This is a genomic window from Limnochorda sp. LNt, from assembly GCF_035593265.1.
Taxonomy (GTDB): Bacteria; Bacillota; Limnochordia; order Limnochordales; family Geochordaceae; genus Geochorda; species Geochorda subterranea.
Window position 1 is genome coordinate 520,582 of record NZ_CP141614.1, and the last position, 25,823, is coordinate 546,404.

The following is a 25,823-nucleotide window of genomic DNA, read 5'->3' on the forward strand; positions in this document are numbered from 1 at the left end:
ATCGGGCATGGGCAGGACCGGAGGCTCCCCTTCGGCGGCGCCGCCTGCGGCGCATCCGCCCGGCCCCCGGCGGGCGTGGCCGCCGAGGTCGGCCAGGGCGGCCGCTCCCCGCATCGAGGGCCGACCCGGCCGTCTACCGTGCTGGAGCGGATCACCTACCGCGAGGAGCGGCTGCGCGACGGGCTGCTGGGTGTCCTGTTGCAGGCGATCCCGCCCAGCGTCACCCCCGATCACCTGACGATGCTGCGGGTCGCCCTGGCCGCGGCAGGCGCGCTGACGTGGGCAGCCGGCGGGCCGTTGAGGCTTGTGCTCTGGCTGTTCGCATGGGCCGCCTTCAGCGACTTCGTCGATGGCCCCCTGGCTCGCCGCCGGGGGCTGGCCAGCGGCACGGGCGGACGGCTCGACCAGCTGGCCGACGTGCTGCTGGGCGGCGCGCTGGGCGTCATCGTGCTGGCCGAAGGGTTGGTGGACCGGTATCTGGTGGCCGCCATGGTGGTCCCCCAGGCGCTGTCGCTGCTGGCCAGCCTCTTGCGGCGGACGGCCGTGGTGGAGCGGCCCACGACCCTGGTGCGACTCCAGTTCGTCCTGGTGCTGAGCGGCTTCTGGGTCGCCCTGCTGGGCACCAGCATGCGCCATGCGGCTGTGATCGCGGCCGGGCGGGGCCTGTTGTACGCGGAGGCGAGCCTCGCCCTGGTGCTGGCGACACTGCGCCTGGGCGGATGGTACCCGCCGCGCTCGCCGTAGCCGCCCTCTCGAGCACGCCGGCGCCCCCCGAGGCGCCGGGATAGGAGGAGATCGATGAGCCCCTCGCCGCCCCATCCTGCCCCGGAGCGCCGCATCGCGGCCGACCGCCTGCAGGCCTTCTGCCAGGCCGCCTTGCAACGAGCCGGCATGGCGGCGCCCGACGCGTCGGTGGCCGCCGAGGTGCTGGTCACCGCCAGCCTGCGTGGCATCGACACCCACGGCATCGCCCTGCTCCCGGGCTACATCGACCGGCTGAGGCGGGGCGAGGTCAACGCTCGCCCCCGCATGACCCTCTCGCAGGGGAGCCCGTCGACAGCCGTCCTCGACGCCGACAACGGCCTGGGGGTGGTCGCGGCCTGCCGTGCCATGGGCCATGCCATCGAGCTGGCGCGGCGGGAGGGCCTGGGTTGGGTGGGAGTGCGGCGCTCGACGCACTTCGGTGCCGGTGCTTACTACGCCATGATGGCCCTGGAGCACGACATGGTCGGGCTGGTGGGGTCCAACGGGCCCCCCGTGATGGCCCCTCACGGCGGCGCCCGCCGCGCCATGCACAACCTACCGTTGGCCGCGGCCATCCCAACCTTCGAGGAGCCGCCCATCGTCATGGACTTCGCCATGAGCGTGGTCGCCTTCCGGCGAGTCGTCCAGGCTGCCCGGGAGGGGCGCCCCATCCCCCTGGGCTGGGCCCTCGATGCCGAGGGACGGCCGACCACCGACGCGGCCGCCGCCAGCCAGGGGGCGCTTTTGCCCCTGGGGCACAAGGGCTACGCGCTGGGCATCCTGGTCGACGTGCTGGCGGGCGTGCTGAGCGGGGCCGCCTTCGGCGCCGACGTGCGGGAGAAGAGCGGGACAGGCGCGCCCCAGGACACGGGGCATTTCGCCCTGGCCATCCGCGTCGACGCCTTCATGGAGCCGGCCGCCTTCAAGCGGCGCACGGACGCCCTGGTCCGTCACCTGCGGTCCACCCCGCCGCAGGATCCGGCCGCTCCCGTGCGGGTCCCGGGGGAGCGGGGCGCCGCCACCGCGGCCCGCCGGCGACGAGAGGGCATCCCGGTGCCGTCGGGGCTCTACGAGCGCCTCCGGGCGCTGGCCGCCGAGCTGGGCGTGGTGGCGCCGGCGTGAGCCGGGGCGTACCTGCCGGCGACCGGGCGGCCGTCCTGCCCCTGCGGGGCCTGCCTCACCGCGTGGAGGTACGGGTGGCCCCGCTGGGGCGCAGCCGGGTGGTGCGGAGCGACAGCACCATCTGGGTGCTGATGGCGCCCGCGGAGCGGCGCCGCCCGGAGCAGCTCCTGGGGGCCTGGCTGCGAGCCGAGGCCCGGCGCGTCATCGTGGCCCGCGTGGCTCAGCTCGCCGAGCGCCACCGATTCCGCTATGGCCGCATCTTCGTGCGGGCCCAGAAGAGCCGCTGGGGCAGCTGCTCGAGCCGGGGCAACCTCTCCTTCAACTTCCGCCTGATCCTGGCGCCTCCGGAGATCCTCGACTACGTCATCCTCCACGAGCTGGCCCACCTGCGGGTGCCCGATCACTCGCCTCGCTTCTGGCGACTGGTCGAGACGCTGTGCCCCGACTACCGGTCTCGCCGGCGCTGGCTGCGCCTGCGCGAGCGGCGGCTGATGGATCTGGCCCTGTGAGGCTCAGCGCCGGGCGTGGTCAGGCGCCGGCCCCAGCACCGTCACCTCCCACAGCGAGTAGGCGCCGGCGGTCCAGGTGGAGTGGCCCGTCGACGTGTCGAGGCCGGGGGCGCGCCGCAGCATCTGGATGCGCACCAAGCGGGCCGGCCGTGCGGGGAAGGTGATGGTCTCCGTACCGCCCGCCCCGGAGCGCGTCTCGTACACCGGCTCCCAGTGGCTGCCGTCCGGCGAGAGCTCGATGCGGTAGTGGAGCGCGTGACGCTCCCACTCCAGGCGCAACCCGCCCACCGCTGCGATCTCGCCCAGGTCCAGCGTCAGCCACTCCGCTTGGTCCCTGAAGATGCGGCTCGCCCACCGGGTGCGCCGGTCGCCGTCGACGGCGCTGGCGGGCCCCCAGGCGGGCCCCAGCTCGGCCGACGACGAGGCCGTAGCCGAGGCGACGGGCAGCTCGACGGGGGCCGTCACGGAGGACCGGGAGGGGATCCTCAGGGAGACGGCTGCGTAGGGGGGCACCACGACGCCCTGCGTCAGATCCGGCCGGGGCGCCATCGCGTCGAGGGCTCGCCGCTGGTCCAGCACCCACCCCTGGGCTCGCCCGGCCGGCTCCAGGCCGTGCAACTCCAGCGTGACCCGGCGCGGACGCTCGGGATCCTTGTTGATGAGCACCACCCACAGGGTCTCGCCGTCCTCGGAGGTCGAGGCGTAGGCGGCCAGCGCGGGGTCCGCCGACTCGGCGTGCACCATCCGCTCCCCGAAGCGGCGGGTGAAGAGGACGAACGCCCAGTACGACGGGTTGGGCGGGTTGTCGGGGGTGGCCCCCAACAGCCCGTAGTCGCCGCCACGCGGCGGATAGGGGTTGTGCAGCGCCCAGAAGCCGGCCGCGTCGACCCCCTCCTCCAGCAGGGTGCCAAGCACGTCGGCCGTCCAGAGCGCGTTGACGATGGAGACGCTCTGCGGGCCCGGGTACCCGGTGACGGAGTTGTAGCCGCCGATGTGGATCTCGATGCGATCCGCCCGGTCCGGTACCGCCGAGCGGATCATGTCACGCAGGGCCTGCAGGTTGCGCCGCAACTCGGCGGGGCTCGCCAGCAGCCGGGTGTCGTCCTCCCGGCGGGGCTCCTGGGGGAACCAGTTGTAGACCACGAAGTCGAGGACCGGGCCGGCGATGCGCAGCACCTCCATGGTCCACTCGGCACGCGCCACGCTGACGCCGGCGCCCACCCGGATGGTGGGGTCGACGGCCTTCATGGCGCGGGCGAACTCGACCACCTGCCGGGCGTAGGTCTCGGCCGCCACCGAGAAGTACTCCTCGTCCCCGACCTCCCAGTAGCGGACCCCGTAGCCCTTCTCGACGTTGGCGTAGCGCACCCACCGGGCGGCCACCTCGGGCCCGGCCGGGTAGTTGACGCTGATGGACGGCTCGGCGCCCACCAGCCGGCAGAAGAGGATGAACTCGTCCGTGTCCATCCGCAGGGGCGAGTTGTGGGGAGCGTCGAAGACGTAGCGATCGCCGTCGTTGCCCCCCGGATACCGCAAGAACCGGATGCCCGCCTGCTTCACCTTGCGCAGCGCGTCCTGGTCGAAGGTGAGCGGCCAGTCCTCCATGGTCCCGGGGAAGAGCTGCTCGTCCCAGCTGGCGGTGTTGACGCCGAAGACCAGGGGCTTGACGGGCCCCAGGACCCGGGAGGCGTCCACCGAGACCGTCGCCCGGGCCTCGGCGGCCGAGGCAGTCGAGCCCATCGATCCCACTCCCATCCCGATGGCGAGCACCAGGACCAGCGCCCGCGGCATCGCACGACCCCCCATCCTCACGCCTGACCTCACTTGAAGCCGGTCAGCGCGAAGCCCCGGATGTAGTGACGTTGCATGGTCAGGAAGAGCACGATGGTGGGCACGATGGCCATCACCGTGGCGGCCTGGAGCTTGCCGGCGTTGAGCGCGGTGCTGTAGGCCGTCGCCATCATCCGGATCCCCACCGGCACCGTGGCCAGGTGCTGGGCCGAGGTGGTGACGATGAGAGGCCAGAGCAGGTAGTTCCACTGGCCGATGAAGGTGAAGATGGCGATGGTGGCCAGAGCCGGTCGGGTGAGAGGCAGCATGATGCGGCTCCAGATGGAGAGCTCCGATGCCCCGTCGATGCGGGCGGCGTCGACCAGCTCGTCGGGCACCGACATCATGAACTGCCGCATCAGGAAGATGCCCCAGGCGCTGACGGCGAAGGGCAGGATCAGGGCCAGGTGCGACTGCAGCGCGCCGGTGCCGCCCAGCCCCAGGATGTCGTTGCCCCCCATGAGCGGCATGCGCTTGAGGATGTAGTAGACCGGCACCAGGAAGAGGAAGGCCGGGAACATCATGGTCGCCAGGAAGAGCCGGAAGATGGCGTCGCGCCCCGGGAAGTCCAGCTTGGTCAGGGCGTAGCCGGCCATGGAGCTGGTGACCAGCACCAGCAGCGTGACGGCCGACGAGACGATGACCGAGTTCTTGAAGTAGAGGCCCAGCGGCACCCGCGGGTCGCGGAGCACCTCCAGGTAGTGGTGCCACTGGGGCACCTCGGGCCACCAGACCGGCGGCACCCGGATGCTCTCCTGGTAGGTCATCAGCGAGGAGCTGAACATCCAGAAGAAGGGCAGGAACATGGCCGCGGCCACCGCCAGCGTCACGACGAAGCGCAACGTCCCCACGACGGCCAGCCAGGGTGGCCGTCGCCTGCTGGCGGCCGGGCCCGCGTCACGGCTACTCATAGGCCTCGAGCCCTCCCCGCCTCAAGACTCGCAGCAAGATCAGCGTCAAGCCGAAGATGATGACGAACAGGATCAGCGCCCCCGCCGTGGCGCGGCCAGCCCGCAGGCTGCGGAAGGCCGTGGTGTAGAGGTACAGCGCCACCACCATGACGGCACGCGCCGGCGTGGTCCCGCTCTCGGTCCCGCCCAGCGCCATCGAGTAGACCAGGTCGAAGACCTGCCACGCCGAGATGAGGCCGGTCACCGAGAGGAACAGCACGGTGGGCCGCAGCAGGGGCAGCGTGATGTGCCAGAACTCGTGCCACGGACGAGCGCCGTCGATCCGGGCCGCCTCGTAGTACTGCGCCGGGATGTTGCGCAGCCCCGCGATGAAGACGATGACCGTGGCTCCCACCCCGGCCCAGATGGCCGTGGCCATGATGGAGGGCAGCGCCAGCTCCGCGCTGGAGAGCCACTGCTGAGGGGGCAGGCCTACGGCCCGCAGCAGCTGGTTGAGGTAGCCCTGGGAGGGGTGGTAGATGCCGCCCCAGATGCGCCCGACCGCGATGGCGGGCGTCACCACCGGGGCGAAGATGAGGAACCGCCACAGGGCGCTGCCCCGCACGTTGTTGATGAGCAGCGCCACCCCCAAGGCGATGGCCATGCCGATGAAGACCGTGCCCAGGGCGTAGACCAGGGTGTTCTTCAGCGAGGCGATGAACATGTCGTCACGGGTCAGCAGGTAGGTGTAGTTGGAGAAGCCGACCCACCGAGCCCGCTCCAGGGGGGCCAGCATGTTCCAATTGGTGAAGGAGATGTAGACGGACAGCCCCACGGGGAAGAGCAGGAAGACGAGATAGAAGAGGATGGCCGGCGACAGGAACAGGTACCCGGCCACGGTCTGTCTCGCCCGTCTACTGAGGCTCCGTGCCATCTGCCACGCCTCCCGTCGAGGACAGGCCTCGGGCGGCGGGAGCCGGCCGAGGGGCCGGAGCCCGCGCTCCGACCCCTCGGCGCCGGGACCTGTCATCCGTAGAACTCCCGCAGGATGTCGTCGATCTTGGAAGCCGCGTCATCGAGGGCCTGCTTGGGCGTCTTGCGGCCGTGCCAGGCCTCGACGATCTCGTGCCACAGGATGGTCTTGATCTCCGCGCCCTGCAGCACGTTGGGCTCGTGATGCGCGTTGGCCAGCTCCTGCACGAAGACCCGGGTGTACAGGTCGTCGAGCTGCTCCGGATGGCCGGCCAGGTCGCCCTTGCGGGGTGGGATGCTGCCGATGTTCTCGGCCTGGTAGGTGCCCATGCGGGTGGTGCCGTCAGGCAGCGTCTGGGCGGTGAACCACCGGATGAAGTCCCAGGCCTCCTTCTTGACCCGGCTCTGGGCATTGACGCCCAGCCACCACGAGTAGGCCGCGTTGACCGACTTGCCGTTGATGGCCGGGATGGGCGCCACGCCCACGGTGGCCTCGTACTCGGAGCCGAAGGCCTGCTTGAGGCTCGACTCGTACCACGAGGCCATGATCATCATGGAGACCCGGCCCTGCGGGAACTCCCAGACGCTGGCGGAGACGTCGGTGGCCCCGCTGCGGAAGAGCTGCAGCTCGGCCTCCAGGGCCGCCAGGCCCTCCGGGCCGTTGAACGTGGCGCGGCTGAGGTCGGGCGCCAGGAAGTCACCGCCCAGGCTCCACAGCAGGCCCAGGTACGGGTGCACCACGGCCGACTCCCAGCCGGCCAGGAAGGCGAAGCCGTAGCGCTCCACCGTGCCGTCGGCCGCCCTGCGGGTCAGCTTGGCGCCCATCTGCACCAGCTCGTCCCAGGTCCTGGGCGGCCCGGAGAAGCCGGCCTCCTGCAAGTGCTTCTTGTTGTAGACGAGGGCGTAGTTGCCCACCTCGAACGGAATGCCCCAGATCTGACCGTCGACGGTGGCGCCCTCGACGGCTACGGGGATGTACTGGTTGCGGACGTCGGCCACCAGGTCGGCCGGCACCGGCTCCAGCACCCCGTCGTAGACCAGCTGGGGGCCCCAGGTGTTGAGCACGCTGATGATGTCGGGACCCGTCCCCGCTGCCTGGGCCACGATGAGCCGGTTGAGGTACTCCTCCATCGGGATGGACTGCAGCTCGATGTCGATGTCGGGATGGGTCCGCTCGTACTCCTCGACCCACTGCCGGAGTCCTCGCGCCACCAGCTGATCGCCCTGGTAGATGCCGTCGATCTGGAAGTCGGTCCAGTGGACCTGCCAGACGATCTTGGTCCTGGCAGCCAGGGCGGTGCCCGTTCCTGCCAGGGCCACGGCGACGACCGCGGCCAGGGCGGCGCCTGTCCAGACCAGGGTCCACTGGCGGCTCTGCCGCTTGCGTCCCATCGATTCTCCACTCCTCTCTACCGAGGCGTTGACGACGCCAGACCACGTACCCAAGCGGCGAACTCCTCGAACACCTGCTCGTTGTGCCCGGGCTCGACCCCCTCTACGTTGGGCGAGACGAACGACTCCTTGACCACGCCCATGGCGGCGAGGCGAGCCGCCGTCTCGGCCACCAGCGATTGGGCGATGGCGACGAACGCGACGGTCGAGACCGCCGAGACGGGGTAGGGCCAGCCGTCGATGCGGACGACGGCATCCTCGGGCGGGACGCAGTTGTCGATGACGACGTCGGCCACGTCGGCCAGCCTCTTGCCGCTGGAGTGGGTCGCCCGGTGGGTGCGGGCGTTGGCCACGGAGGTGGCCGCCACCACCGACGCCCCGCGCTGGCGGCCCGCCAGGGCCACCTCTACCGGCGCGGCGTTGAGGCCGCCGTGGGAGAAGACCAGCACGACGTCGCCGGCCCCGAGCGGATGGCTCTTGAGGAAGTTGGCCACGTAGCCCTCCTGCCGCTCCAGCCACAACAGCTCCCGGGCGCCGCCGGGGCCGATGGGGAAGTGCCACATGAGCCGGGGGTCGGCCAGGGGGTAGAAGCCGACGAAACCCCCGTAGCGAGGGAAGACGTCGAGCACGGGGAGCACCGAGTGCCCGCTCCCGAAGACGAAGACGGCTCGTCCGGCCGCGATGGCCCCGGCCATCCGCCGGGCGGCCTGGCCGATAGCCTCGCCCTGGCTCTGCCGGATGCGCGCCAGCACCTCCTCCGCGGAGCGCAGGTAGGTCTGTCCCTTGGACTGTTGCGTGGGGCCTTGCATGTCGCGATGCACTCCTCCCATGTCTCGATGCGGTGGGCTCACCCACCGACGCACGTCAGGGCAGCACGGGCGGCCCCCAGCAGCCCGGCGTCGTCTCCCAGGCCCGCGGGGGCGATCGCGCCGGCGGGCCGCCCACGGCTGGGCCCGGCGCGCACCGCGGCCTCCAGGCGCTCGGGCTGCTCGGCCAGCCGCAGCCCGACGCTGCCGCCCACCAGCACCAGGGCCGGATTGAGCAGCGAGACGACGTTGGCCAGGGCCCAGGCCAGGTGCTCCCGCGCCTCGTCGACGATGGCCCGGCAGGCCGGGTCGCCCCGGGCGGCCCGGTCGAAGATGTCGCGGGGCGCCAACGGCTCCCCCAGCCGCCGCGAGGCCGTCGCCTGCAGGGCGGGGCCGGCGATGAGCGACTCGAGAAGGCCCCGCGCGCCGCGCGGGCCGGGTCGGCCTCGGTGGCCCCGGGCACGCCCATCCAGCCCCCCGCGCCGGCCAGGTTGGAGGCCCCTCGCACGAGCCGCCCGTCGGCGATGATCCCTCCGCCCACGCCCGTGCCGACGATGACGAAGACCAGGTCGGCGACCCCACGGCCCGCCCCGGCCCAGTGCTCGCCGAGCGCCGCCGCGTGCCCGTCGTACTCGAGCACGACCGGCATGGCCAGCGCCTCGGACAACCTCGGTCCCAGCTCTACCCCGTCCCAGCCCGGCAGGTTGGGCGCCCACTCGACGCGGCCGGCCCGTCGGTCGATGACGGCCGGCAGGCTGACCCCCACAGCCACCGGCCGAGGCTGGCCCTCCATCAGCTCCTGCAGCAGCGTCACCACCTGGCCGGTGAGGGCCTCGCCGTCCTGCGGCGAGGCCACCGGTCGGGCGACTCGCCGGTGGATGCGAGCCTCCTCGTCCACGAGGGCGGCGCGCAGCTGCGTGCCGCCGATGTCGACGGCCGCTACCCGTCGCACGGCGCTCAAGCGGGCGTCACCTTCATCACGACGATCTCGCGGCCCGCCAGGGCTCGCTCGAGGGTCACGCTCCCGTCCGCCTGCACGGCGGCCTCGTGGCGGGCGTCACCGGTCAGCTCTGCCACGGCCACCCGGCGGGTCGACCACGGCACCGCGATGCGGACCCGAGGAGCCACGGGCTCCGGCGTATGGTTGAAGAGGAAGACGAGGAGGTAGGGGCCCTCCTGGCGGGTCTCGCCGACCATCAGACGAGCCTCCACCGCGGTGCCGGGCAGGCCCTCGACCTCGACGGGCCGGCGGGCGCCGGCCGCGAGGGCGAAGCCGGCGATGAAGCGCCCGGCTGCGGGGTCGCGGTGGACGTGGTAGCCGAGGCCGACCCAGCTCCCCACCAGCACGGCCCGCCCGCGGCCGGCATCGTGCACCGTGACGGCGGGCTCGCCGCTGGCGAAGCGCCCGATGACCCGGGCTCCCAGGGGCTCCAGGGCCTGCTCGTAGTGGGCGCTCTTGATGCGCCCGCCCTCGAATGCCACCACGGGGTCGGGCGCCACCTCGATCTCGACGGCGTCGCCGTCCCGGCGGCTGCGGGCCCAGGCCTCCTGGGCCCCGAAGATCTCCCGGAGCCCGGAGCCGGGCACGCTGCCGTCCACCTTGCCCTCGTCATCGTTCCACCCGGTGCGCGCCTCGGCCACCACGGTGCCGCCCGCCTGCACGTAGGCGGCGAGCCCCCGGGCCACGTCGCGGCGCACCATGATGGAGAAGGGCATGTAGATCACCTTGTAGCGGTCGACCTCGAGCGGGCGCGGCCCCGGCGCCACGCCGGCGGCGCGGCCGGGGGCCAGCAGCTTGGGTGCGTCCGGCACGGGCGTCGGCCGGCCGGTTGCGAGCTGGTCCGGGTGGAGGAAGTCGACGGGCAGGTGGTGCTCGAAGAGCGCCCGGTAGACGCCCAGGAGGGATCGGGAGGGGACGTACGGCGACTTCTCCCGCAGGCAGCCCCAGAGGATGTTGGCGTCGTTGTTCCACACGATGGCCACGTCCGACTGGGGCACCTGGGCCGAGACGAAGAGGTCGGCGTGGCGGTCCACCACCCGCGCCACCTCACCCGCCGCCCGGGAGCGGTCGGTCGGGGAGCCGTCGGGGTGCGTCAGGCCGAAGCCGGCCGACTCGTAGCCCCGGCTCATGGGCCGCCAGGCGTAGAAGCACAGCCCCTTGGCGCCGTGGGCGATAGGGCCCCACGCCCAGGCGCGGATGTCGGCCGCCGACGCCGGCTCGGCGAAGGTGCCGACGTAGCCGTGGCCTCCCTGGAGCTCGCCCAGCCAGAAGGGCCGACCCAGGCTGGCCGTCGCCGAGCGGGTACTGTCGAGGTAGGCCCCCCGTACCACCGGATCGGCCGTCTCCCGGGCGCCCACGTGCTTGGGGTAGAAGGAGGTGCCCCACACGTCGACCACCTGGGCCACCTGCCAGTCGTCGGGCTCGCCCTGCTCCAGCAGCGGCACCGTCATCACCGCCGGCACCGCCGAGTGGCTGGTGACGGGGTGGACCGGGTCGACGGCCTTGACGGTGCGGGCCCGCCAGGCCAGGTCCTGGGTGATCTTGTCGATGATGAAGCGCTGCCAGTCGATGAAGTCGGTGTACGTCATCAGGGAGATGAAGCGGGGAGGCTCGACGGACTCCCAGCTGGAGAAGCGGCGGTACCAGGCGCGGTTGAGCCGGTCGATCTCACCGTAGCGAGCCTCGAGCCACTGCCGGAAGCGGCGCTTGGAGTGGTGGCAGTAGCAGAAGAGCGCCGGTTGGGGCAGGTAGTCGAAGTAGGCCCACTGAACGATGTGCGGCTCGCTCCACAGGTCGTAGGCCAGGAATCCTGGGTGGTCCTTGACGCGCCGCGCCACGGCCTGCATGAAGCGCTCGGCCGCCTGGCGCACACCCGGATGGTCGTAGCAGTAGCCGGGCGAACCCTGCGAGTCGATGGCCTGGCCGCCCTGCGAGACGTAGCGGCTGTCGGGGTACGCCTCCGCCAGCCAGTCGGGGGCGGAGTCGAGGTAGAGCTGCAGGATGACCCTCAGACCCAGCTCCTGGGCGAGCCTGAGCACCCGGTCCAGCGCCTCGAAGTCGTAGCGGCCCGGCTCGGGCTCCCCCGACGCCCAGTCGATCCAGGTCCGCACGGTGTTGAGACCCGACTCCTTGAGGTGGGTCAGGTCCCGCCGTACGATGGCCTCGCCGTCGGAGCCCAGGGGCTCGATCATGGTGGCACGAGACGGCCCTGCCGCGTACCAGGCGGCGATGGGCAGCAGGGGACGCTCAGGCTGCTGGGTGGCCACGCTGGCACCTCTCCCTTTCCTCGCCATGGCCTCCGTTTTCCGGAAGGAGCGGTGGAGACCAGGGGGAATTATCATGTTGATGTATCAACGTTACCTTTCGCTCTCGTCAGGAGTGCTCCTGCCGGGCCAGGAAACATGTTGGTGGAAGTCCAACCATCTAGAGCAACCGGGTGGGGAGGCGGAGCCGTGCCGAGCAAGGGGAGCCCCTCTGCAGCCGTCGAGAGGCGCCAGCCCTCCGCGGAGCCTCGGAGGGCCCCGGCCGTGACGGTGCGTGCACCGGGCCTGCGGGGCGGTCAGGCCCTCATCGGCGGGGATCGGCGCATCCCCCTCTACCACCGCATCCACGACCAGCTGCGCGACGACATCGAGTCCGGGCTGCTGAAGCCGGGCGACCGGATCCCGACGGAGGCGGAGCTGAGCGCTCGGTTCGGCGTCAGCCGCACCACGGTCAAGCAGGCCATCCAGCAGCTGGTCCACGCCGGCCTGGTCTACCGCGTCCAGGGCAAGGGCACCTTCGTGGGGCAGCCACGCATCCCGCGCCGGCTGGTGGGTCTCATCAGCTTCCACGAGGAGATGCGACAGCGCGGCTTCACCCCGGCCACCGAGCTCCTGGAGGCAGCCGTCGTGCCCGCCTCCCGGCACGTGGCCCGGGCCCTGGGCCTGCAGCCCGGAGCCCCGGTCCTGCGGCTGACGCGCCGCCGGCTGGCCGACGCGGAGCCCATCGCCCTGCAGACCCACTACCTGCCGGGCGAGATGGCGGAGCTGGCGGAGGACCCCCAGGTGGCCACCGGCTCGCTCTACGAGGCCATGGAGCGCCGGCTGGGGCGCCGGCCGTCGGTGGGGCGGGAGGAGTACACGGCCGTGGTCGTGTCGGGAGAGGATGCCCGGCGCCTGGGCGTGCCCGACCACAGCCCGGCGCTGGCCGTTCGGCGCTACGCGAGCCTCTCCGACGGCCAGCCCGTCGAGTACACGGAGTCGCTCTTGCGCGCGGACCGCTACACCCTCCACGTCGAGCTGAAGGACGAGCGCTGAGATGACGACGTGGCCGCAGGCCGTCGCTGCCATCGCCGCCGAGCCCGACCGGGAGCGCCTGGTGCTGGGCGCCATGTCGGGCACCTCGTCAGACGGCGTCACGGTCGCTCTCATCCGCACCCGGGGTCGTGGGATCGAGCGGTGGGCCCAGCTCGTGGCGTACCGCACGGACTCCTATCCGGAGGGGCTCCGCCGACGGATCTTCGAGCTGTACCCGCCGGGGCGCTTCGAGGCCGCCACCTTGCTGCGGGCTGCCCTGGAGCTGGCCGATGCCTTCGCGCAGTCGGCGCTGGCACTGCTGAGGGATGCCGGTGTGGCGCCCGGCGAGGTGCACCTGCTGAGCGCGCAAGGGCCCATCGTCTACTACCAGCCGCCCGACCCCGCCACCGGGGCGAGGGGAGGCGTCCTGGAGCTGATGGAGCCGGCCCGCCTGGCCGAGGCGACCGGGATCCCGGTGCTGTGCGACCTGCGCTCGGCCGACCTGGCCGCCGGGGGCGCCGGCGCCCCCTTGAGCGTCTTCGGCGACTTCGTGCTCTTCCGCCATCCCGAGAGGGGCCGCATCATCCAGAACATCGGGGGCATCGCCAACCCCACGGTGATCCCGGCGGGCGCCGGCTGGGAGGATCTCCTCTGCTTCGACACGGGCCCCGGCAACGTCCTCATCGACGCGGTGGTGAGTGCGATCACCGACGCCGTCGAGGCCTACGACCGCGACGGGGTGCGGGCGGCGAGGGGCCGAGTCGACCTCGAGCTCCTGGCCGAGCTGATGGCGCACCCCTACATCCACCGGGCGCCGCCCAAGACCACGGGGCGCGAGGTCTTCGGCGTCCCCTTCGCCCGGGACGTCCTGGCAAGGGGGAGGCGCCGGGGGCTGGGCGACGACGACGTGGTGGCGACGGTCACGGCCTTCACCGCCGAGTCCATCGCCTTCAACTACCGCCAGCACGTCCTGCCGCGCTGGCGCATCGACGAGGTTTACCTGACCGGTGGCGGCGCGTCCAACCCGACCTTGGTGCGCATGCTGCGCGACCGTCTGCCGGAGCTCGAGGTGCGGCCCATCGAGGATCTGGGGATGCCCTCCCAGGCGCGCGAGGCGGCCATCTGGGCCGTGCTGGGCGACGAGAGCCTGCTGGGCCTGCCGTCCAACGTTCCCGCCACCAGCGGAGCCCGCCGTCCGGCCATCCTGGGCAAGTGGGTCCCCGGCCCGCGGTGGCTGCCGGGCCGCTGAGGCGCGGCCCGTCCTGGGGCTCCCATCCCCGCGAGTGGCTGGCGGCCCCCGGGTGAGGTATTGTTTGGGTGAGACGCGGCTTGCGTCACCCCGGGCGCATCCGACATGATCCCTTGGAGGCGTCTGGGAGCCGGGAGGTGGCGCGGATGCACCTCGGTCGACGGGGTCTGTGGGTGGCGATGGCTGGCTTGGTCGTCGCCGGATGCCTGGGCAGGGCCGGTGGGGCGGCGAGCGGTTCGCCGGAGGCGGTGCCGCCGGAGCCTGTCCACGGAGGGCGCCTCGTGCGGGTCCTGAGCACGGGGCCCGACTCCCTGGACCCAGCCAAGGCCGTCGCCTCCGAGACGGATCGTATCCTGGCCAATCTCTACGATGGATTGCTGGGGGCCGACGAGCAAGGCCGTCTGGTGCCGCGCCTGGCCGAGCGCTACGAGGTGTCGGCCGACGGGCTGACCTACACCTTCTTCCTGCGGCGGGGCGTGCGATTCCACAACGGCCGGGAGATGACGTCCGACGACGTGCGCTTCACCTTCGAGCGCCTGCTCGATCCTGCCACGCGCTACAAGCGGGCCGCGGACTGGCAAGCGGTGCAGGCGGTCCAGACACCCGACCCCTACACGGTGGTGGTGCGCCTGTCACGGCCGTACGCGCCCTTCCTGGCGGCCCTGGCGGACCCCAGCGCCTCCATCGTCCCCAGGGAGGCGGTGGAGACCCTGGCCACGCGACCGGTCGGCACGGGGCCGTTCCGCTTCGTGGAGTGGGTCCAGGAGAGCCACGTGCGCCTGCGGCGCTTCGACGGCTACTGGGATGCGCCGCGCCCGTACCTCGACGAGGTGATCTTCCGCTTCATCCCCGACCCGGCGGCGGCCCTGGCGGCCTTCCTGGCGGGTGACGCCGACGTGGTCGACATCTCGCCCGATCGGGTTGCCTTGCTGCAGGCCCCGGGGGCGCGGCCCTCGCGGGTGGTGAGCGGCCCCGCCAACGTCGTGCAGATCCTGGCCCTCAACCAGGCCCGCTCGCCCTGGGACCAGCTGCCGGTGCGCAGGGCCGTCGCTCATGCCATCGACCGGCGGGAGCTCATCTCGGTCATCTCCGAGGGTCGGGCGAAGCCGCTCTACAGCGGCTTGACGCCCGAAAACGCCTACTTCGTCCCGCTGGACGATCCCTATCCTCACGACCCCGCCGAGGCGCGCCGGCTGCTGAGCGAGGCGGGCTACCCCGACGGCGTGCGGGCGACTCTGGTGGTGCCCTCGGTCTACGAATTCCACGTGCAGACGGCCCAGCTCATCCAGCAGCAGCTGGCGCGGGTGGGCATCCGGCTGGAGATCCAGCTGGTCGACTGGGCGCGCTGGCTGGCCGAGGTCTACGCGGGTGAGCAGTACGACGCCACCATCATCGGCTTCACCGGCAAGCTCGACCCCCACCCCGAGCTGAGCCGCTACCACTCGAGCTACGCCCGCAACTTCGTCAACTTCGCCGATCCCGACTACGACAGGGTCATCGACGAGGCGGTACGGACCGCCGATCCGCAGCGGCGGCGGGAGCTCTACGCCGAGGCGCAACGCATCCTGGCTGACCGCCTGGCGGCCATCTTCCTGGTGGACCCGACCCTGACCCTGGCCGTGGCGGCCGACGTCCACGGCTGGGCCATCTACCCGCATTACATCGATGATCTCCGTACGGTCTACCGCGCCAGCGGTCGCTGAGCGTCTCCCGAGCCCCTGGCGCTACGCCGCCCGGCGGGGGGCCGGGGCCGTCCTGTCGGCCCTGGTGGCGGCGTCCGTGGCCTTCCTGGTGACGCGCGCCCTGCCCGGTGACGCCGCCCTGACCATGGCCGGCGTCGACGGCTCCCCCGAGGTGGTACAGCGCCTGCGCCGCGACCTGGGGCTCGACGTGCCGGCGCCCGTGGGGCTGGTGCGCTGGCTGGCGGAGGCGGTGAGGGGGCAGCTGGGCACCTCGGTGCGGTTCGGCCGGCCGGTGGCGGAGCTGGTCGTCGCCCACTTCCGGGTCAACCTGCTGCTGGTGGCACTGGCGGTGCCGCTGGCCCTGGCGCTGGCCCTGGTGGGCGGCACCGTGGCGGCCATCGGGCTGGCCGGGCTCGACGGATGGGGCCTGCGCCGACGGGTGATGCGGGCCGCCGACCGCGTCATCGCGCCCCTCATGCAACTGGGGCTCTCGGTACCCTCGTTTTGGGTGGCCATGGTGCTGGTCTGGACGGTGGCGGTGCGGCTGCGCCTGCTGCCAGCGGTGGCTCCGGTGGGCGAGGCCGGGTGGCTGCCGTGGCGAGGCCTGGTGCTGCCGGTGCTGGCGCTGGCGTTGCCCGCCGCGGGGGCGCTGGGGCTGATGGTGCGCGCCTCGGTCGCCCAGGGGCTGCAGGAGCCCTTCGTGCAGGCGGTGCGGGCCAAGGGCGCCGGGGCGGTGCGCGTCGTCGTGGCCCACGTCTTGCCCGGCGCGCTCAATCCGGTCGTCAGCACGCTGGGCGTGGTGCTGGCGGACCTGCTGACGGGCAGCCTGGTGGTGGAGATGGTCTTCGGGCTGCCGGGCCTGGGGCGCATCCTGCTGGCGGGCGTCGAGTTTCGCGACCTGCCGCTGGTGACGGGAGGCGTCGCCTTCGCGGCGTTGGTGGTGGTCATGACCTCGGCCATGGTCGATGTGCTGTATGGTTTGCTCGACCCGCGAGTGCGGTACCGCTGAGGGGCGCCGACTGGTGGCCGGAGGTCGATCCCGGCTCCCCCCGATGCCCTCGGGCCCGCTCGCATGGCCCATCCGTGCGGTGAGCCTGCCGTCGAGCCATCCGGTGGCCCTGCCGGGCCCGACGGGCCGACGGGGGGCGCCGACCGGGGCTCTGGTGGGGCTGGCGGTGCTGGCGGCCATGGCCCTCGGAGCCCTCTGGCCGGGGCTCGACCCCTACGGGATGGACCTGGCGGCCCGCCTGGCCGGCCCGTCGGGGGGACACTGGCTCGGCACCGATCGCTTGGGGCGGGACCTGCTGGCCCGCACGCTGGTGGCCTCCCGCTACTCGCTGGCCATCGCGCTGGCGGCCGTCGGGGCGGCGGCGACGGCGGGCACGGCGCTGGGGCTCCTGGCAGGGCGGGGGGACGGCATCGGCGAGATCCTCTCCCGTCTGGTCGACGCGCTGATGGCGTTGCCGGGCGTGCTGGTGGCCATGCTCCTGGCGGTGGTGATGGGGCCGAGGCCTCTCACCGTCGGGGTGGCGATCGCCGTCGCGCTGGTGCCGGGCTACTTCCGGGTGAGCCGGGGACTGGCCCTGGCCTTGCGGGAGGCCCCCTACGTGGAGGCCGCCTATGCGGCGGGCGCGACGTGGGGGCACGTCGCCCGCTGGCACCTGCTGCCGGCCATGACGCGTCCGCTCGTCGCCCACAGCGCGGCCGCGGCGGCCGTGGCGCTGCTGGCGGATGCCGGCCTCAGCTACCTGGGCCTCGGGTTGCAGCCCCCGACGCCGTCGTGGGGACTGTTGCTCAAGGAGGCCCAGCAGGCCATCGGCCTCTCGCCGTGGCCGGCGCTGGTGCCGGGCGTCTTCCTGGCGGCGGCGGCCCTGGCCTTCAACGCCATCGCCTCGGCCCTCCAGTCGGGGAGGTGATGCGTCGAGGGCCGCGCCGGGTCAGGGGGTCAGCCGCTTGCCCAGGTGGTGAGCCAACGCCAGCATGAAGCCAAGACCCCGGCGGGTATCGGGGTCATGGGCCAGCCTCGCCAGGTGCGACCATCGGGGCGCCCGGTCCCATGCCCTTGCCTCTTGCGCGGCCGCCCCCATCGCCCGCAGCGCATCGAGAGGCACCGGACGTCCGCTGTGGATGAGCTCGTCGGCCAGCTCGCCCGCCTGCGCGGCCAGCATGGTGACCCGTGCCATCACGCCTGGCGTCATGGCGTCGAAGAGTGCCTTCATCGCGATCGCGGCGTCCTCCAGCAGCGCGAGAGCGCCGGAGGCCTCCAACCCCTCGACCCGGGCCAATAGCCGGCGACCGGCGGCTTCGTCGATGGCCTCCTGGGCCTGCCGCTCGGCGGTCGGCGTCGCTTCGGCGCTGGTCATGGTTGACACGCCTCCCTCACAGGACGGCTCGAGCCGAGAGCCAGTAGAGTTCGTTGCAGGCCAGCTTCAACTGGTGGAGCAGGGACGACGGCCGTACCGGCCGAGGCGGACGCGTGTAGCTGAACTCGATGTACGTGCCCTCGTCGCCGCCAGCCTCGATGAAACAGAAGACCTTGCCGTCGTAACGGGCCATCGACGAGTCGCCCTCGAGGGCCGAGGCGATGCTGTCGGCCACGACCTCGGCCTGGTAGTGGGCGGTCGAGCCCGCCTTGCTGACCGGCAGGTTGGTGGCGTCGCCGACCACGAAGACGTTGGGGTAATCCCGCGCCCGGAGCGTGTAGCGGTCGGTGGGGACGAATCCCTGCTCATCGCCCAGGCCGGAGTCAGCGACGACGCGGGCTCCTCGGTGAGGCGGTACGGAGATGAGGAGGTCGTAGGCGTACTGGCCTCCTTCCGCGCTGTAGACGACCCGGGCCTCGGGATCGACCCGTTCGACGTTGAAGAACGTCTCGTACAGGATGCCGCGCCGCTCGAACTCCGCCGACGCCCAATCGGCCACCGGTGCCAGGGAGTGCACGCGATTGATGGGGTAGGTGTAGACCAGTTCGACCTGGTCGCGCCGTCCGAGCCGCCGAAAGTGGCGGTCGAGGGTGAAGGCCATCTCCAGCGGAGCCACCGGACACTTGTGGGGGACGTCGACCGTCATGACGATGCGGCCGCCCTCGAAGCGCGAGCGCCTGCCGCAGCCGCAGCGCGTCCTCCTCGGTGTAGAAGCCCAGGGCTCCCTCGGCCATGCCGGGTACCCGCGCGGGGTCGGGGTAGGAGCCGGTGGCGATGACCAGGTAGTCGTAGGCGAAGACGGCGCCGCTCCGAGTCGTCACCCGGGCGGCCGCGGTGTCGATCCACAGCGCGGGGTCCACCGTCAGCTTCACCTCGGGTAGCAGCAGGGAGGCCTGTTCTCGGCGGAAACGGCCAGGGGGGGCCTCTCCCAGCGCCACGAAGAGGAAGCCCGGCTGGTAGACGTGCCATGGCGATGCGGTCACCATGCGGATCTCGAGGCTTCCGCGGCGCAGGCGCTCGCGCGTGCGGCGGGCCAGGTGGTTGGCCACCATGGTGCCCCCGGGCCCACCACCGAGGACGAGGATGTGCTGCAGTGTCTCCACGGGGCGAACCTGCCTCCTTCCTCCGGGGGAAGCCCCACCGTCAGTGAGCCTTGCGGACTCCGATCCGCCAGTAGCCCGTCTCCTCCACCAGGTAGAGCAGGTCGTGGCGCGCCTTCCTGACCCATTCGGGTACGTCCTTGCTGGAGCCTCGGTCGCTGGACCAAAGCTCCACCACGCTGCCCACCGGTTGCGCCTTGAGGATCTTGATGAGCTCCATCAAGGGACCGGGGCAGTACGCTCCACGGGCGTCGACAACCCTGTCAGGCCTGACCACCGCATGATCGTCGGCGGAAGGGATCGGGTTGCCAGGGTTCGCGTCTGGTGCGGACATGGCGTGCGCCTCCTTCCGACAGCCGTACGGGCTAGATGGTCAGTATCTGAGCACCCTCGGACTTGGCGAAGAACGCCGCGACGCCGATGACGTCCTCGACAACGTCGATGAACTCCTCCGGTTTCCAACCCATGACGTCTGCGGCCAGGGCGCAGCCGTACACGTGGAGATCACCCAGCTCTCGGCCCTGACGCAGCAGGTCGTAGAAGAGGGGCACGCCCTTGGCCACCATCTCCCGTCCAACCTCGTCCAACACGAACCGGCGCCGCTCGACCACGTGGCGTCGGAACATCCCGAGGGCCTCCATCGTGACGAAGACGTTGACCTCCACTCCCGACGAGGCGGCCACGGATGCCATGAGGCAACCCGCGTGAATCTTGCTGAGCTGCGGGGAGATGAGAACGATGGAAAGCCTCCCATGATCAGGCACGACGGATCCCGACCCTTCGTCATCGGATACTACCCTGCAGGGCACGGTATCATCTCCCCTCTTTGTAGACGGTCGTGACACGTGCCACCAAGTGACAGGTATTGCGACCTGGACGGGGCAAACGTCAGGACATTGGATTCCACCGGCTCCACCGCGGGAGGAAGCTGGCCCGAGCAGGGCCCGATGGAGTGAGAATCGAAACCGTTCACCTGTCCCTGGGGTTGGTGGCGGGTGACCCGACGGCACGGGCACAAGCGGGAGCCGATGGGGGTAACGGGGCGCCGTTGGGGAGGGGTGTCCGGTGACGTGGCAACCGGGGGTGTGGGACGACGACCGGGCAACGTCCGGGCTGCGGCTCCGACTGCGGGTTTACGTCAACGGCCTTCCCTTGCTCGTCGAGGTGGAGCCTGCCTGGGACCGGCACCTGGGTGTGACTCCCGCTTCCCCGACGGCATGGCCCGCCGCGATCCCGGGGCCCGTACGGGCCTTGCTGTCGGCGCCGGGACAGCAAGGGGCGCCTCTCTCTCCTCTCCCGGGAGCCATTCCCGAGCGACCTGTTGGGGCTTCGGCGCCGACGATGCAGCCTGAGGAGACGTGAGGGAGGGTGCCCCGACGGGAGAGCTGACGGCCCCGGCCAACTCCGTGCCGCCCGGGCTTGCCGAGCGTGTGCGGGCGGGCGAACGTGCGGCCCTGGCTCGTGCCCTGACGCTGGTCGAGAGTCTCCCCCTCGAAGGCGCCTCATCGGGGGCCAGGGTACCCCCTGACCTGGCACCGCTGCTGGCCGGCAGGGTGCGGGCGCACGTGGTGGGCGTGACGGGTGCGCCCGGGGCCGGCAAGAGCACGCTGGTGGGGCGCCTGGCGGTGCACCTGCGCGAGCGGGGTCGCCGGGTGGGGGTGCTCGCGGTGGACCCATCCAGCCCCTTCTCGGGGGGTGCGCTCCTGGGTGACCGGGTGCGCATGGCGGTGCCCGTGGCCGACCCGGGGCTCTTCGTGCGCAGCGTGGCGAGCCGGGGTCACCAGGGCGGCCTGGCGCTGGCCGTCTTCCGCATGGTGCGGGTGATGGCGGCGGCGGGGATGGAGACCGTGCTGGTGGAGACCGTCGGCGCGGGCCAAAACGACGTGGGCGTGCTGGGGGTCGCCGACACCGTGGTGCTGGTGCTCAACCCGGCCACCGGCGACGAGATCCAGGCCCTCAAGGCGGGCATCGTGGAGATCGGCGACGTGATGGTGGTCAACAAGGCCGACCTGCCCGGCGCCGATGAGACGTACCGGGCCGTGACGTCGGCGCTCGACATCGCCTCCTCTCCCGATCCCGGATGGCGGGTGCCGGTGGTGAGGGTCTCGGCTCTGCAGGATCGCGGCCTCGACCTGCTCATCGAGGCGCTCGAGCGCCACCGCATCCACCTGTCGAGCGGCCCCGCCGGGCTGCGCCGGCGGCGGATCCAGGCGGAGTGGGAGCTGCGCGCCGCGCTGCTGGCCGCCGTCGAGCGGCGCCTCGTCGCCCCCCTGACGGCCTCGGGCCGGTGGGCCCATCTCGTGGATCGCCTGGCCAGCGGCGAGCTGTCGGCCGATGAGGCCGCCGAGGCGGTGCTGGGCTCGCTCAACCCTTGACGGCGCCTGCCAGGATGCCACGCACGAAGTAGCGCTGCAGCGCGAAGAAGACGACCACCGGCACCATCATGGAGACGAAGGCGGCCGCCGTCAGCACGTGCCAGTCCTGCCCGTAGCTGCCCACCAGGCTGCTCAGCTTGAGCGTCAGGGGCGCCGTCGCCGACCCTCCGCCCAGGTAGATGAGGGCCACCAGCAGATCGTTCCACACCCAGAGGAACTGGAAGATGCCCAGCGACGCCAGGGCCGGCGTCGACATGGGCAGCGCGAGGCGGAAGAAGGCCGACAGCGGCGAGGCGCCGTCGATGTAGGCCGACTCGAACAGCTCGCCCGGCAGCGACCCGAAGAAGTTGCGCATCAGGTAGATGGCGAACGGCAGCCCGTAGCCCGTATGCGCCAGCCAGATGCCCACCAGGCTGCCGGCGAGCCCCATCTGGTTGTAGATGCGCAGCACGGGGATGAAGGTCATCTGCAGCGGCACCACGAGAAACGCCACCACCGTCAAGAAGAGGGCCTGCCGCCCGGGGAAGTCGAGCCAGGCGAAGGCGAAGGCGGCGAAGGAGGCCACCAGGACGGGCAGTAAGGTGGCGGGCAGCGCGATGACGAAGCTGTTGAGGAAAGCCCGGCCCATGCCCTGCTGGGCCAGGACGTGCTGGTAGTTGGCCAGCGTCCACCGGGTCAGGTCGAAGGGATTGGCGAAGACCGTCCACCAGCCAGAGTTGAAGACGTCGCTGGCGGGCCGCAGGGAGCTCACCAGCAGCCCCAGGGTCGGCAGGAACCAGGCCAGCGCCGTCAGCACCACCGCCATGTGCACGACGGTCGACCCGCCGACGCCGAGAGCGGCCGTGCTGGCCCGGTGGGCGGGCCGGACGTGGACGGATGCCCGGACACCGAGGCGCGAGGTCCATCGGCTGTTCATCGCGTCGCCTCCTGCTGCCGGAAGCGTCGGATGTTGGCCAGCATGACCGGCACGATGGCGATGAAGAGGATGACGGCGATGGCGCTGGCGCGCCCGAAATGGCGGAACTGGAACATCTCCTTGTACATGCGGTTGGCCATCACCTCGGTGCCGAAGCTGCCGTTGGTCATGACGTAGACGATATCGAAGACCTTGAGTACGGTGATCACCATGGTGGTGGCCACCACCGCCACCGTCGACTGGATGACGGGCAGGCTGATGCGCCAGAAGACCTGCCACTCGCTGGCGCCGTCGACCCGGGCCGCCTCGAGCAGCTCCTTGGGGATGCCCTTGTAGGCGGCGGAGAGCACCACCATGGCGAAGCCTGTCCAGATCCAGACGCCCACCACGATGAGGGCCAGGTTGTTGACCCATGGCTGGGCGATGAGCCACCCCACGGGCTCGCGGCCCGACAGGACCATGACCTGGTTGGCCAGCCCGATCTGGGGCGCGCCGGCCGGGCGGTAGGCGTAGACGAACTTCCAGATGACGCCCGCCCCCACGAAGGAGATGGCCATCGGCAGGAAGATGAGGGCCTTGGCCGCCGCCTCGTAGCGCACCCGATCGGTCAGGACGGCCAGGGCCAGCCCGAGCCCCACCGTCAGCGTGGTGAAGAGCACGAGCCAGAGGACGTTGTTGCGCAGGGCCGTCAGCATGGCGCTGGACGAGAAGAGGTCCAGGTAGTTGCGCAACCCCACGAAGCGCTGGGACTGACGGTCGAAGAGGCTCAAGTAGATGGTGGCCAGCGTGGGATAGGCCAGATAGAAGCCGATCAGGAGCAGCGCCGGGGCCGTGAAGCCCCAGGCCCATCCACCGCCGCGGCGCATGGTGCCCTCACCTCCACTCACGGGGACGGCCGAGGGGGCCGGGTGTCGGCCCCGACCCCCTCGGGGGCGGTCGTCATCCGCCGTAGGCGTCCTGGGCCTGGGCCTCGATGCTCTCCAGCACGCTGTCGAGGTCCTCGCCCGCGACGTACTGCAAGATGCCCTCCCAGAAGGCACCGGAGCCTACCGCCGCCGGCATCAGGTCCGAGCCGTCGAAGCGGAAGACCTGGGCGCTGACCAGGACCTGGGCAGCCTTGCGGGTGAGCGGGTCCGGATAGGCCTCCATGGGCACCGCCCGGTTGGCCGAAACCTTACCCAGGGCGGCCACCCAGCGCTGTTGGGCCTCGGGCGAGGCGAGGTAGCGCATCAGGGCCCGGGCCTCGGGCGTATCGCGCAGCATGGCGACCATGTCGGCGGCGCCCAAGGCGGGCGTACCCCACGCCGGATCGATGGGCGGCAGCGCGAAGAAGTCGTAGTCCTCACCGGCCACCAGGTTGGGGTTGGACTGCAGGATGAAGCTCTGGATGAAGGTGGCCTGCCGGTGCAGGTACGCCCTGGGCGGTTGGGTGAACAGGAAGCTCACCGCATCCCCGAAGTTGGTCGACAGCGCGCCGGTGGTGCCCCCGTAGACGTAGCGCGGGTTACGGACGATCTGGCCGAAGATCTCCCAGGCCCGACGCACCGCCGGATCGGTCCACGGGATCTCGTGGGCGACCCAGCGGTCGTAGACCTCGGGGCCGGCGGTGCGCAGCATGATGTCCTCGATCCAGTCGGTGCCTGGCCAGCCGCTGGCGGCGCCGCTCTCCAACCCGATGGACCACGGGGTGACGCCCGTGCCGGCTATCTTGTCCGACAGAGCCATCATCTCGTCCCACGTGCTGGGCACGGCATAGCCCCGGGCCGCGAAGGCCTTGGGGTTGTACCAGACCAGGCTCTTGAGGTCGGCCGAGATGAAGATGGCGTAGAGCTTGCCCTGGTAGCTGCCCAGGTCGAGCCAGACCGGTGCGTACTGGCTCCGCATGGTCTGCATGTCGAGGACGCCGGAGAGATCCACCAGGTGTCCCTCCGCCGCCAGCTCCACCATCTGGCCGGGGTTGGGCAGGGCCGCCACGTCGGGCGGGTTGCCTGCCGCTACCCGGGTCGTCAGCACCGCGACCAGATCCCGGGTGCCGGTAAACTCCACGTCGATGCCGGTCTCCCGCTCGAAGGGCTCCAGCACCTGCAAGAAGGCCTCCAGCTCCTGGCCGCCCCAGGTGCCCAGCATGGTGACCCGGCCAGCGCCCAGCGCCGTGAGGCCGAAGAGGGCCGCCAGGGAGGTGGCCAGGAGGACCATCGTCACCATGCGCCCCGCTGTGCGATGCAGACGTCGTCGCAAGAGTCCTTCCCCCTTTCGAGGAGTCGGCACGCTCACCGTCCATGCGAATCGTCACGCCGCTCGCTCGCCCGTCTCACCTCCCTCGCGCCGCGTCGGGCGTACGTCACGCCGTATCGGGCGTAGCAGCCCGGCGCCCCCGCATCGGGGCGGTCGAGCCCCCCGGCTTGAGCGTGCAGGGCAGCACCACCTGACGGGGGCCCGCCGGCGTGGCGCCGGATGCCCCCGGGGCCGGCATGAGCTGCTCGAGCAGCATCTCGACGGCGACGCTGCCCAGTTGCCGGACGGGCTGAGCCACCGTGGTGAGGGGCGGGTCGACCATCCGGGCGAGGCTCACGCCGTCGAAGCCCACGACGGAGACGTCCCCGGGCACGTGCAAGCCGCTGGCCCGCAGGGCCGCGACGGCCCCCATGGCCATCAGGTCGTTGCTGGCGAAGAGGGCCGTCAGACGTACCTCGCCGCAGGCGGCGCGCTCCGCCTCGAGCAGGCGGCGCGTCGCGGCCTGCCCGCCGGTCAGGGTGAAGTCACCCTCCGCGAGCCGGTACGCGGGGACCTCCAGGCCGGCCTCCTGCATGGCCTGCATGAAGCCGCGCAGGCGCTGGCGGGCCGCGGTGAGGTGCGAGGGGCCCGCGACGCAGGCGACGTGCCGGTGCCCCATCTCCACCAGGTGCCGCACGGCCATGACCGTGCCGACGACGTTGTCGCCGTCGACGGCGTAGACGTCGGCACGGTCGGGCGAACCCAGGGCCACGCACGGTAGGCCCTGCTCCAGCACGAGGTCGAGGCGGGCGTCAGCCACCTGCACCTCCGTCACCAGCACCGCATCCACCATACGTCCCACGACCAGCTCCCGCAGGCTGCCGCGGCCCGAGCGTCGGCCGTCGTCGGAGACGGTCAGCACCAGGTTGTAGCCGGCGGCGGTGAGCCCGTCACCGACGGCGCCGAGGAAGTCGAGGAAGAAGGGGTCCGAGAAGCTCCTCGGCGGCGACGGCGCGGCCACCGCCACCATCGACGTGCGGCCGCGGGCCAGCGCCCGCGCCACGCCGTGCGGCGTGTACCCGAGCTGCCGGGCCGCCGCCTCGACGCGCCGGCGCGTCGCCGGACTGACCCGCGGGTCGCCGGCCAGCGCCCGGGAGACCGTCGACTTGGAGACCCCCGCGACCCTCGCCACGTCCGCCATGTTGGGATGCATGACGATTTCGGCGAATACAACCGGTTGTACACGACGCGCGCTTCGACGCGTCCCTGGTGACTCCTGCCGGAGATGGGCGTCGCCTCCCATGCGTGGCCCGCCCCCGGG

Annotated in this window: 24 protein-coding genes and 2 pseudogenes; 9 read left to right on the forward strand and 17 right to left on the reverse strand. The window is 71.8% G+C overall.

Annotation, left to right across the window (positions count from 1 at the left end; all coding sequences use genetic code 11):
- Positions 1-75: 75 nt before the first annotated feature.
- Genes VLY81_RS02430 through VLY81_RS02440 form a run of 3 tightly spaced genes read left to right on the forward strand, consistent with a single transcriptional unit; the run spans position 76 to position 2,375 of the window.
- Positions 76-744 (forward strand): CDP-alcohol phosphatidyltransferase family protein, encoded by a 669-nt coding sequence (locus tag VLY81_RS02430; protein ID WP_324669442.1) that lies wholly within the window; start codon positions 76-78, stop codon positions 742-744.
- Between the two features lie 54 nt (positions 745-798).
- Complete coding sequence (locus VLY81_RS02435) at positions 799-1,866, forward strand: Ldh family oxidoreductase (RefSeq protein ID WP_324669443.1); 1,068 nt, start codon at positions 799-801, stop codon at positions 1,864-1,866.
- A complete protein-coding gene (locus tag VLY81_RS02440; RefSeq protein WP_324669444.1) occupies positions 1,863-2,375 on the forward strand; it encodes a M48 family metallopeptidase in 513 nt (170 codons plus the stop codon). The genes VLY81_RS02435 and VLY81_RS02440 overlap by 4 nt, the downstream gene beginning before the upstream one ends.
- Positions 2,376-2,378: 3 nt before the next feature.
- Here the strand turns inward: VLY81_RS02440 and VLY81_RS02445 are convergent, their stop codons facing one another.
- The 8 genes and pseudogenes from VLY81_RS02445 to VLY81_RS02475 all read right to left on the reverse strand — a co-directional run bounded on the left by VLY81_RS02445 (position 2,379) and on the right by VLY81_RS02475 (position 11,532).
- Positions 2,379-4,166, reverse strand: coding sequence for a discoidin domain-containing protein (locus VLY81_RS02445; protein WP_324669445.1), 1,788 nt, complete (start codon positions 4,164-4,166; stop codon positions 2,379-2,381).
- Positions 4,167-4,195: 29 nt separating this feature from the next.
- Positions 4,196-5,116 (reverse strand): carbohydrate ABC transporter permease, encoded by a 921-nt coding sequence (locus VLY81_RS02450; protein WP_324669446.1) that lies wholly within the window; start codon positions 5,114-5,116, stop codon positions 4,196-4,198.
- A complete protein-coding gene (locus VLY81_RS02455; protein ID WP_324669447.1) occupies positions 5,109-5,993 on the reverse strand; it encodes a carbohydrate ABC transporter permease in 885 nt (294 codons plus the stop codon). The genes VLY81_RS02450 and VLY81_RS02455 overlap by 8 nt, the downstream gene beginning before the upstream one ends.
- A gap of 128 nt (positions 5,994-6,121) precedes the next feature.
- Entirely contained in the window at positions 6,122-7,459 is a 1,338-nt protein-coding gene (locus tag VLY81_RS02460) for an ABC transporter substrate-binding protein (RefSeq protein ID WP_324669448.1), read from the reverse strand.
- A 17-nt stretch (positions 7,460-7,476) separates the two neighbouring features.
- On the reverse strand, positions 7,477-8,268 hold the full coding sequence (locus VLY81_RS02465) for an SIS domain-containing protein (protein WP_324669449.1): 792 nt from the start codon (positions 8,266-8,268) through the stop codon (positions 7,477-7,479).
- Positions 8,269-8,306: 38 nt separating this feature from the next.
- Positions 8,307-8,738, reverse strand: coding sequence for an ROK family protein (locus VLY81_RS14475; RefSeq protein ID WP_405001313.1), 432 nt, complete (start codon positions 8,736-8,738; stop codon positions 8,307-8,309).
- 5 nt (positions 8,739-8,743) lie between these two features.
- Positions 8,744-9,217: pseudogene (locus VLY81_RS14480) on the reverse strand (ROK family protein); the annotation flags it as partial.
- A gap of 5 nt (positions 9,218-9,222) precedes the next feature.
- Positions 9,223-11,532, reverse strand: coding sequence for a beta-galactosidase (locus tag VLY81_RS02475; protein WP_324669451.1), 2,310 nt, complete (start codon positions 11,530-11,532; stop codon positions 9,223-9,225).
- A 261-nt stretch (positions 11,533-11,793) separates the two neighbouring features.
- Between VLY81_RS02475 and VLY81_RS02480 the strand changes: the two genes are divergently transcribed.
- The 5 genes from VLY81_RS02480 to VLY81_RS02500 all read left to right on the forward strand — a co-directional run bounded on the left by VLY81_RS02480 (position 11,794) and on the right by VLY81_RS02500 (position 17,390).
- Positions 11,794-12,564: a GntR family transcriptional regulator gene (locus VLY81_RS02480; protein ID WP_324669452.1), complete on the forward strand. Its 771-nt coding sequence runs from the start codon at positions 11,794-11,796 to the stop codon at positions 12,562-12,564.
- A gap of 1 nt (position 12,565) precedes the next feature.
- Positions 12,566-13,792: an anhydro-N-acetylmuramic acid kinase gene (locus tag VLY81_RS02485; protein ID WP_324669453.1), complete on the forward strand. Its 1,227-nt coding sequence runs from the start codon at positions 12,566-12,568 to the stop codon at positions 13,790-13,792.
- 68 nt (positions 13,793-13,860) lie between these two features.
- Positions 13,861-15,495 carry an ABC transporter substrate-binding protein gene (locus VLY81_RS02490; RefSeq protein WP_324669454.1) on the forward strand — a complete coding sequence of 545 codons (1,635 nt, stop codon included), beginning with the start codon at positions 13,861-13,863 and terminating at the stop codon, positions 15,493-15,495.
- Positions 15,458-16,483 (forward strand): ABC transporter permease, encoded by a 1,026-nt coding sequence (locus tag VLY81_RS02495; protein WP_324669455.1) that lies wholly within the window; start codon positions 15,458-15,460, stop codon positions 16,481-16,483. The genes VLY81_RS02490 and VLY81_RS02495 overlap by 38 nt, the downstream gene beginning before the upstream one ends.
- 79 nt (positions 16,484-16,562) lie before the next feature.
- The gene (locus tag VLY81_RS02500; RefSeq protein ID WP_324669456.1) at positions 16,563-17,390 is read left to right on the forward strand and encodes an ABC transporter permease; all 828 of its coding nucleotides are present in this window, start codon (positions 16,563-16,565) and stop codon (positions 17,388-17,390) included.
- A gap of 21 nt (positions 17,391-17,411) precedes the next feature.
- Here the strand turns inward: VLY81_RS02500 and VLY81_RS02505 are convergent, their stop codons facing one another.
- The 5 genes and pseudogenes from VLY81_RS02505 to VLY81_RS02520 all read right to left on the reverse strand — a co-directional run bounded on the left by VLY81_RS02505 (position 17,412) and on the right by VLY81_RS02520 (position 19,689).
- Positions 17,412-17,837: a DUF1641 domain-containing protein gene (locus VLY81_RS02505; protein ID WP_324669457.1), complete on the reverse strand. Its 426-nt coding sequence runs from the start codon at positions 17,835-17,837 to the stop codon at positions 17,412-17,414.
- Positions 17,838-17,853: 16 nt separating this feature from the next.
- The gene (locus tag VLY81_RS02510; protein ID WP_324669458.1) at positions 17,854-18,543 is read right to left on the reverse strand and encodes an FAD/NAD(P)-binding oxidoreductase; all 690 of its coding nucleotides are present in this window, start codon (positions 18,541-18,543) and stop codon (positions 17,854-17,856) included.
- 91 nt (positions 18,544-18,634) lie between these two features.
- Positions 18,635-18,949 (reverse strand): annotated as a pseudogene (locus tag VLY81_RS14485) (NAD(P)/FAD-dependent oxidoreductase); the annotation flags it as partial.
- Between the two features lie 91 nt (positions 18,950-19,040).
- On the reverse strand, positions 19,041-19,331 hold the full coding sequence (locus VLY81_RS02515) for a sulfurtransferase TusA family protein (protein WP_324669459.1): 291 nt from the start codon (positions 19,329-19,331) through the stop codon (positions 19,041-19,043).
- Between the two features lie 31 nt (positions 19,332-19,362).
- Complete coding sequence (locus tag VLY81_RS02520; protein WP_324669460.1) at positions 19,363-19,689, reverse strand: DsrE/DsrF/DrsH-like family protein; 327 nt, start codon at positions 19,687-19,689, stop codon at positions 19,363-19,365.
- 666 nt (positions 19,690-20,355) lie between these two features.
- Here VLY81_RS02520 and meaB point away from each other — a divergent pair.
- Entirely contained in the window at positions 20,356-21,372 is a 1,017-nt protein-coding gene (meaB, locus tag VLY81_RS02525; protein WP_324669461.1) for a methylmalonyl Co-A mutase-associated GTPase MeaB, read from the forward strand.
- Here meaB and VLY81_RS02530 read toward each other — a convergent pair.
- The 4 genes from VLY81_RS02530 to VLY81_RS02545 all read right to left on the reverse strand — a co-directional run bounded on the left by VLY81_RS02530 (position 21,362) and on the right by VLY81_RS02545 (position 25,715).
- The gene (locus tag VLY81_RS02530) at positions 21,362-22,177 is read right to left on the reverse strand and encodes a carbohydrate ABC transporter permease (RefSeq protein ID WP_405001314.1); all 816 of its coding nucleotides are present in this window, start codon (positions 22,175-22,177) and stop codon (positions 21,362-21,364) included. The genes meaB and VLY81_RS02530 overlap by 11 nt on opposite strands.
- Before the next feature lie 107 nt (positions 22,178-22,284).
- A complete protein-coding gene (locus VLY81_RS02535) occupies positions 22,285-23,154 on the reverse strand; it encodes a carbohydrate ABC transporter permease (RefSeq protein WP_324669463.1) in 870 nt (289 codons plus the stop codon).
- 73 nt (positions 23,155-23,227) lie between these two features.
- Positions 23,228-24,493, reverse strand: coding sequence for an ABC transporter substrate-binding protein (locus VLY81_RS02540; protein ID WP_324669464.1), 1,266 nt, complete (start codon positions 24,491-24,493; stop codon positions 23,228-23,230).
- Between the two features lie 136 nt (positions 24,494-24,629).
- A complete protein-coding gene (locus VLY81_RS02545; protein ID WP_324669465.1) occupies positions 24,630-25,715 on the reverse strand; it encodes a LacI family DNA-binding transcriptional regulator in 1,086 nt (361 codons plus the stop codon).
- Between the last annotated feature and the right edge of the window lie 108 nt (positions 25,716-25,823).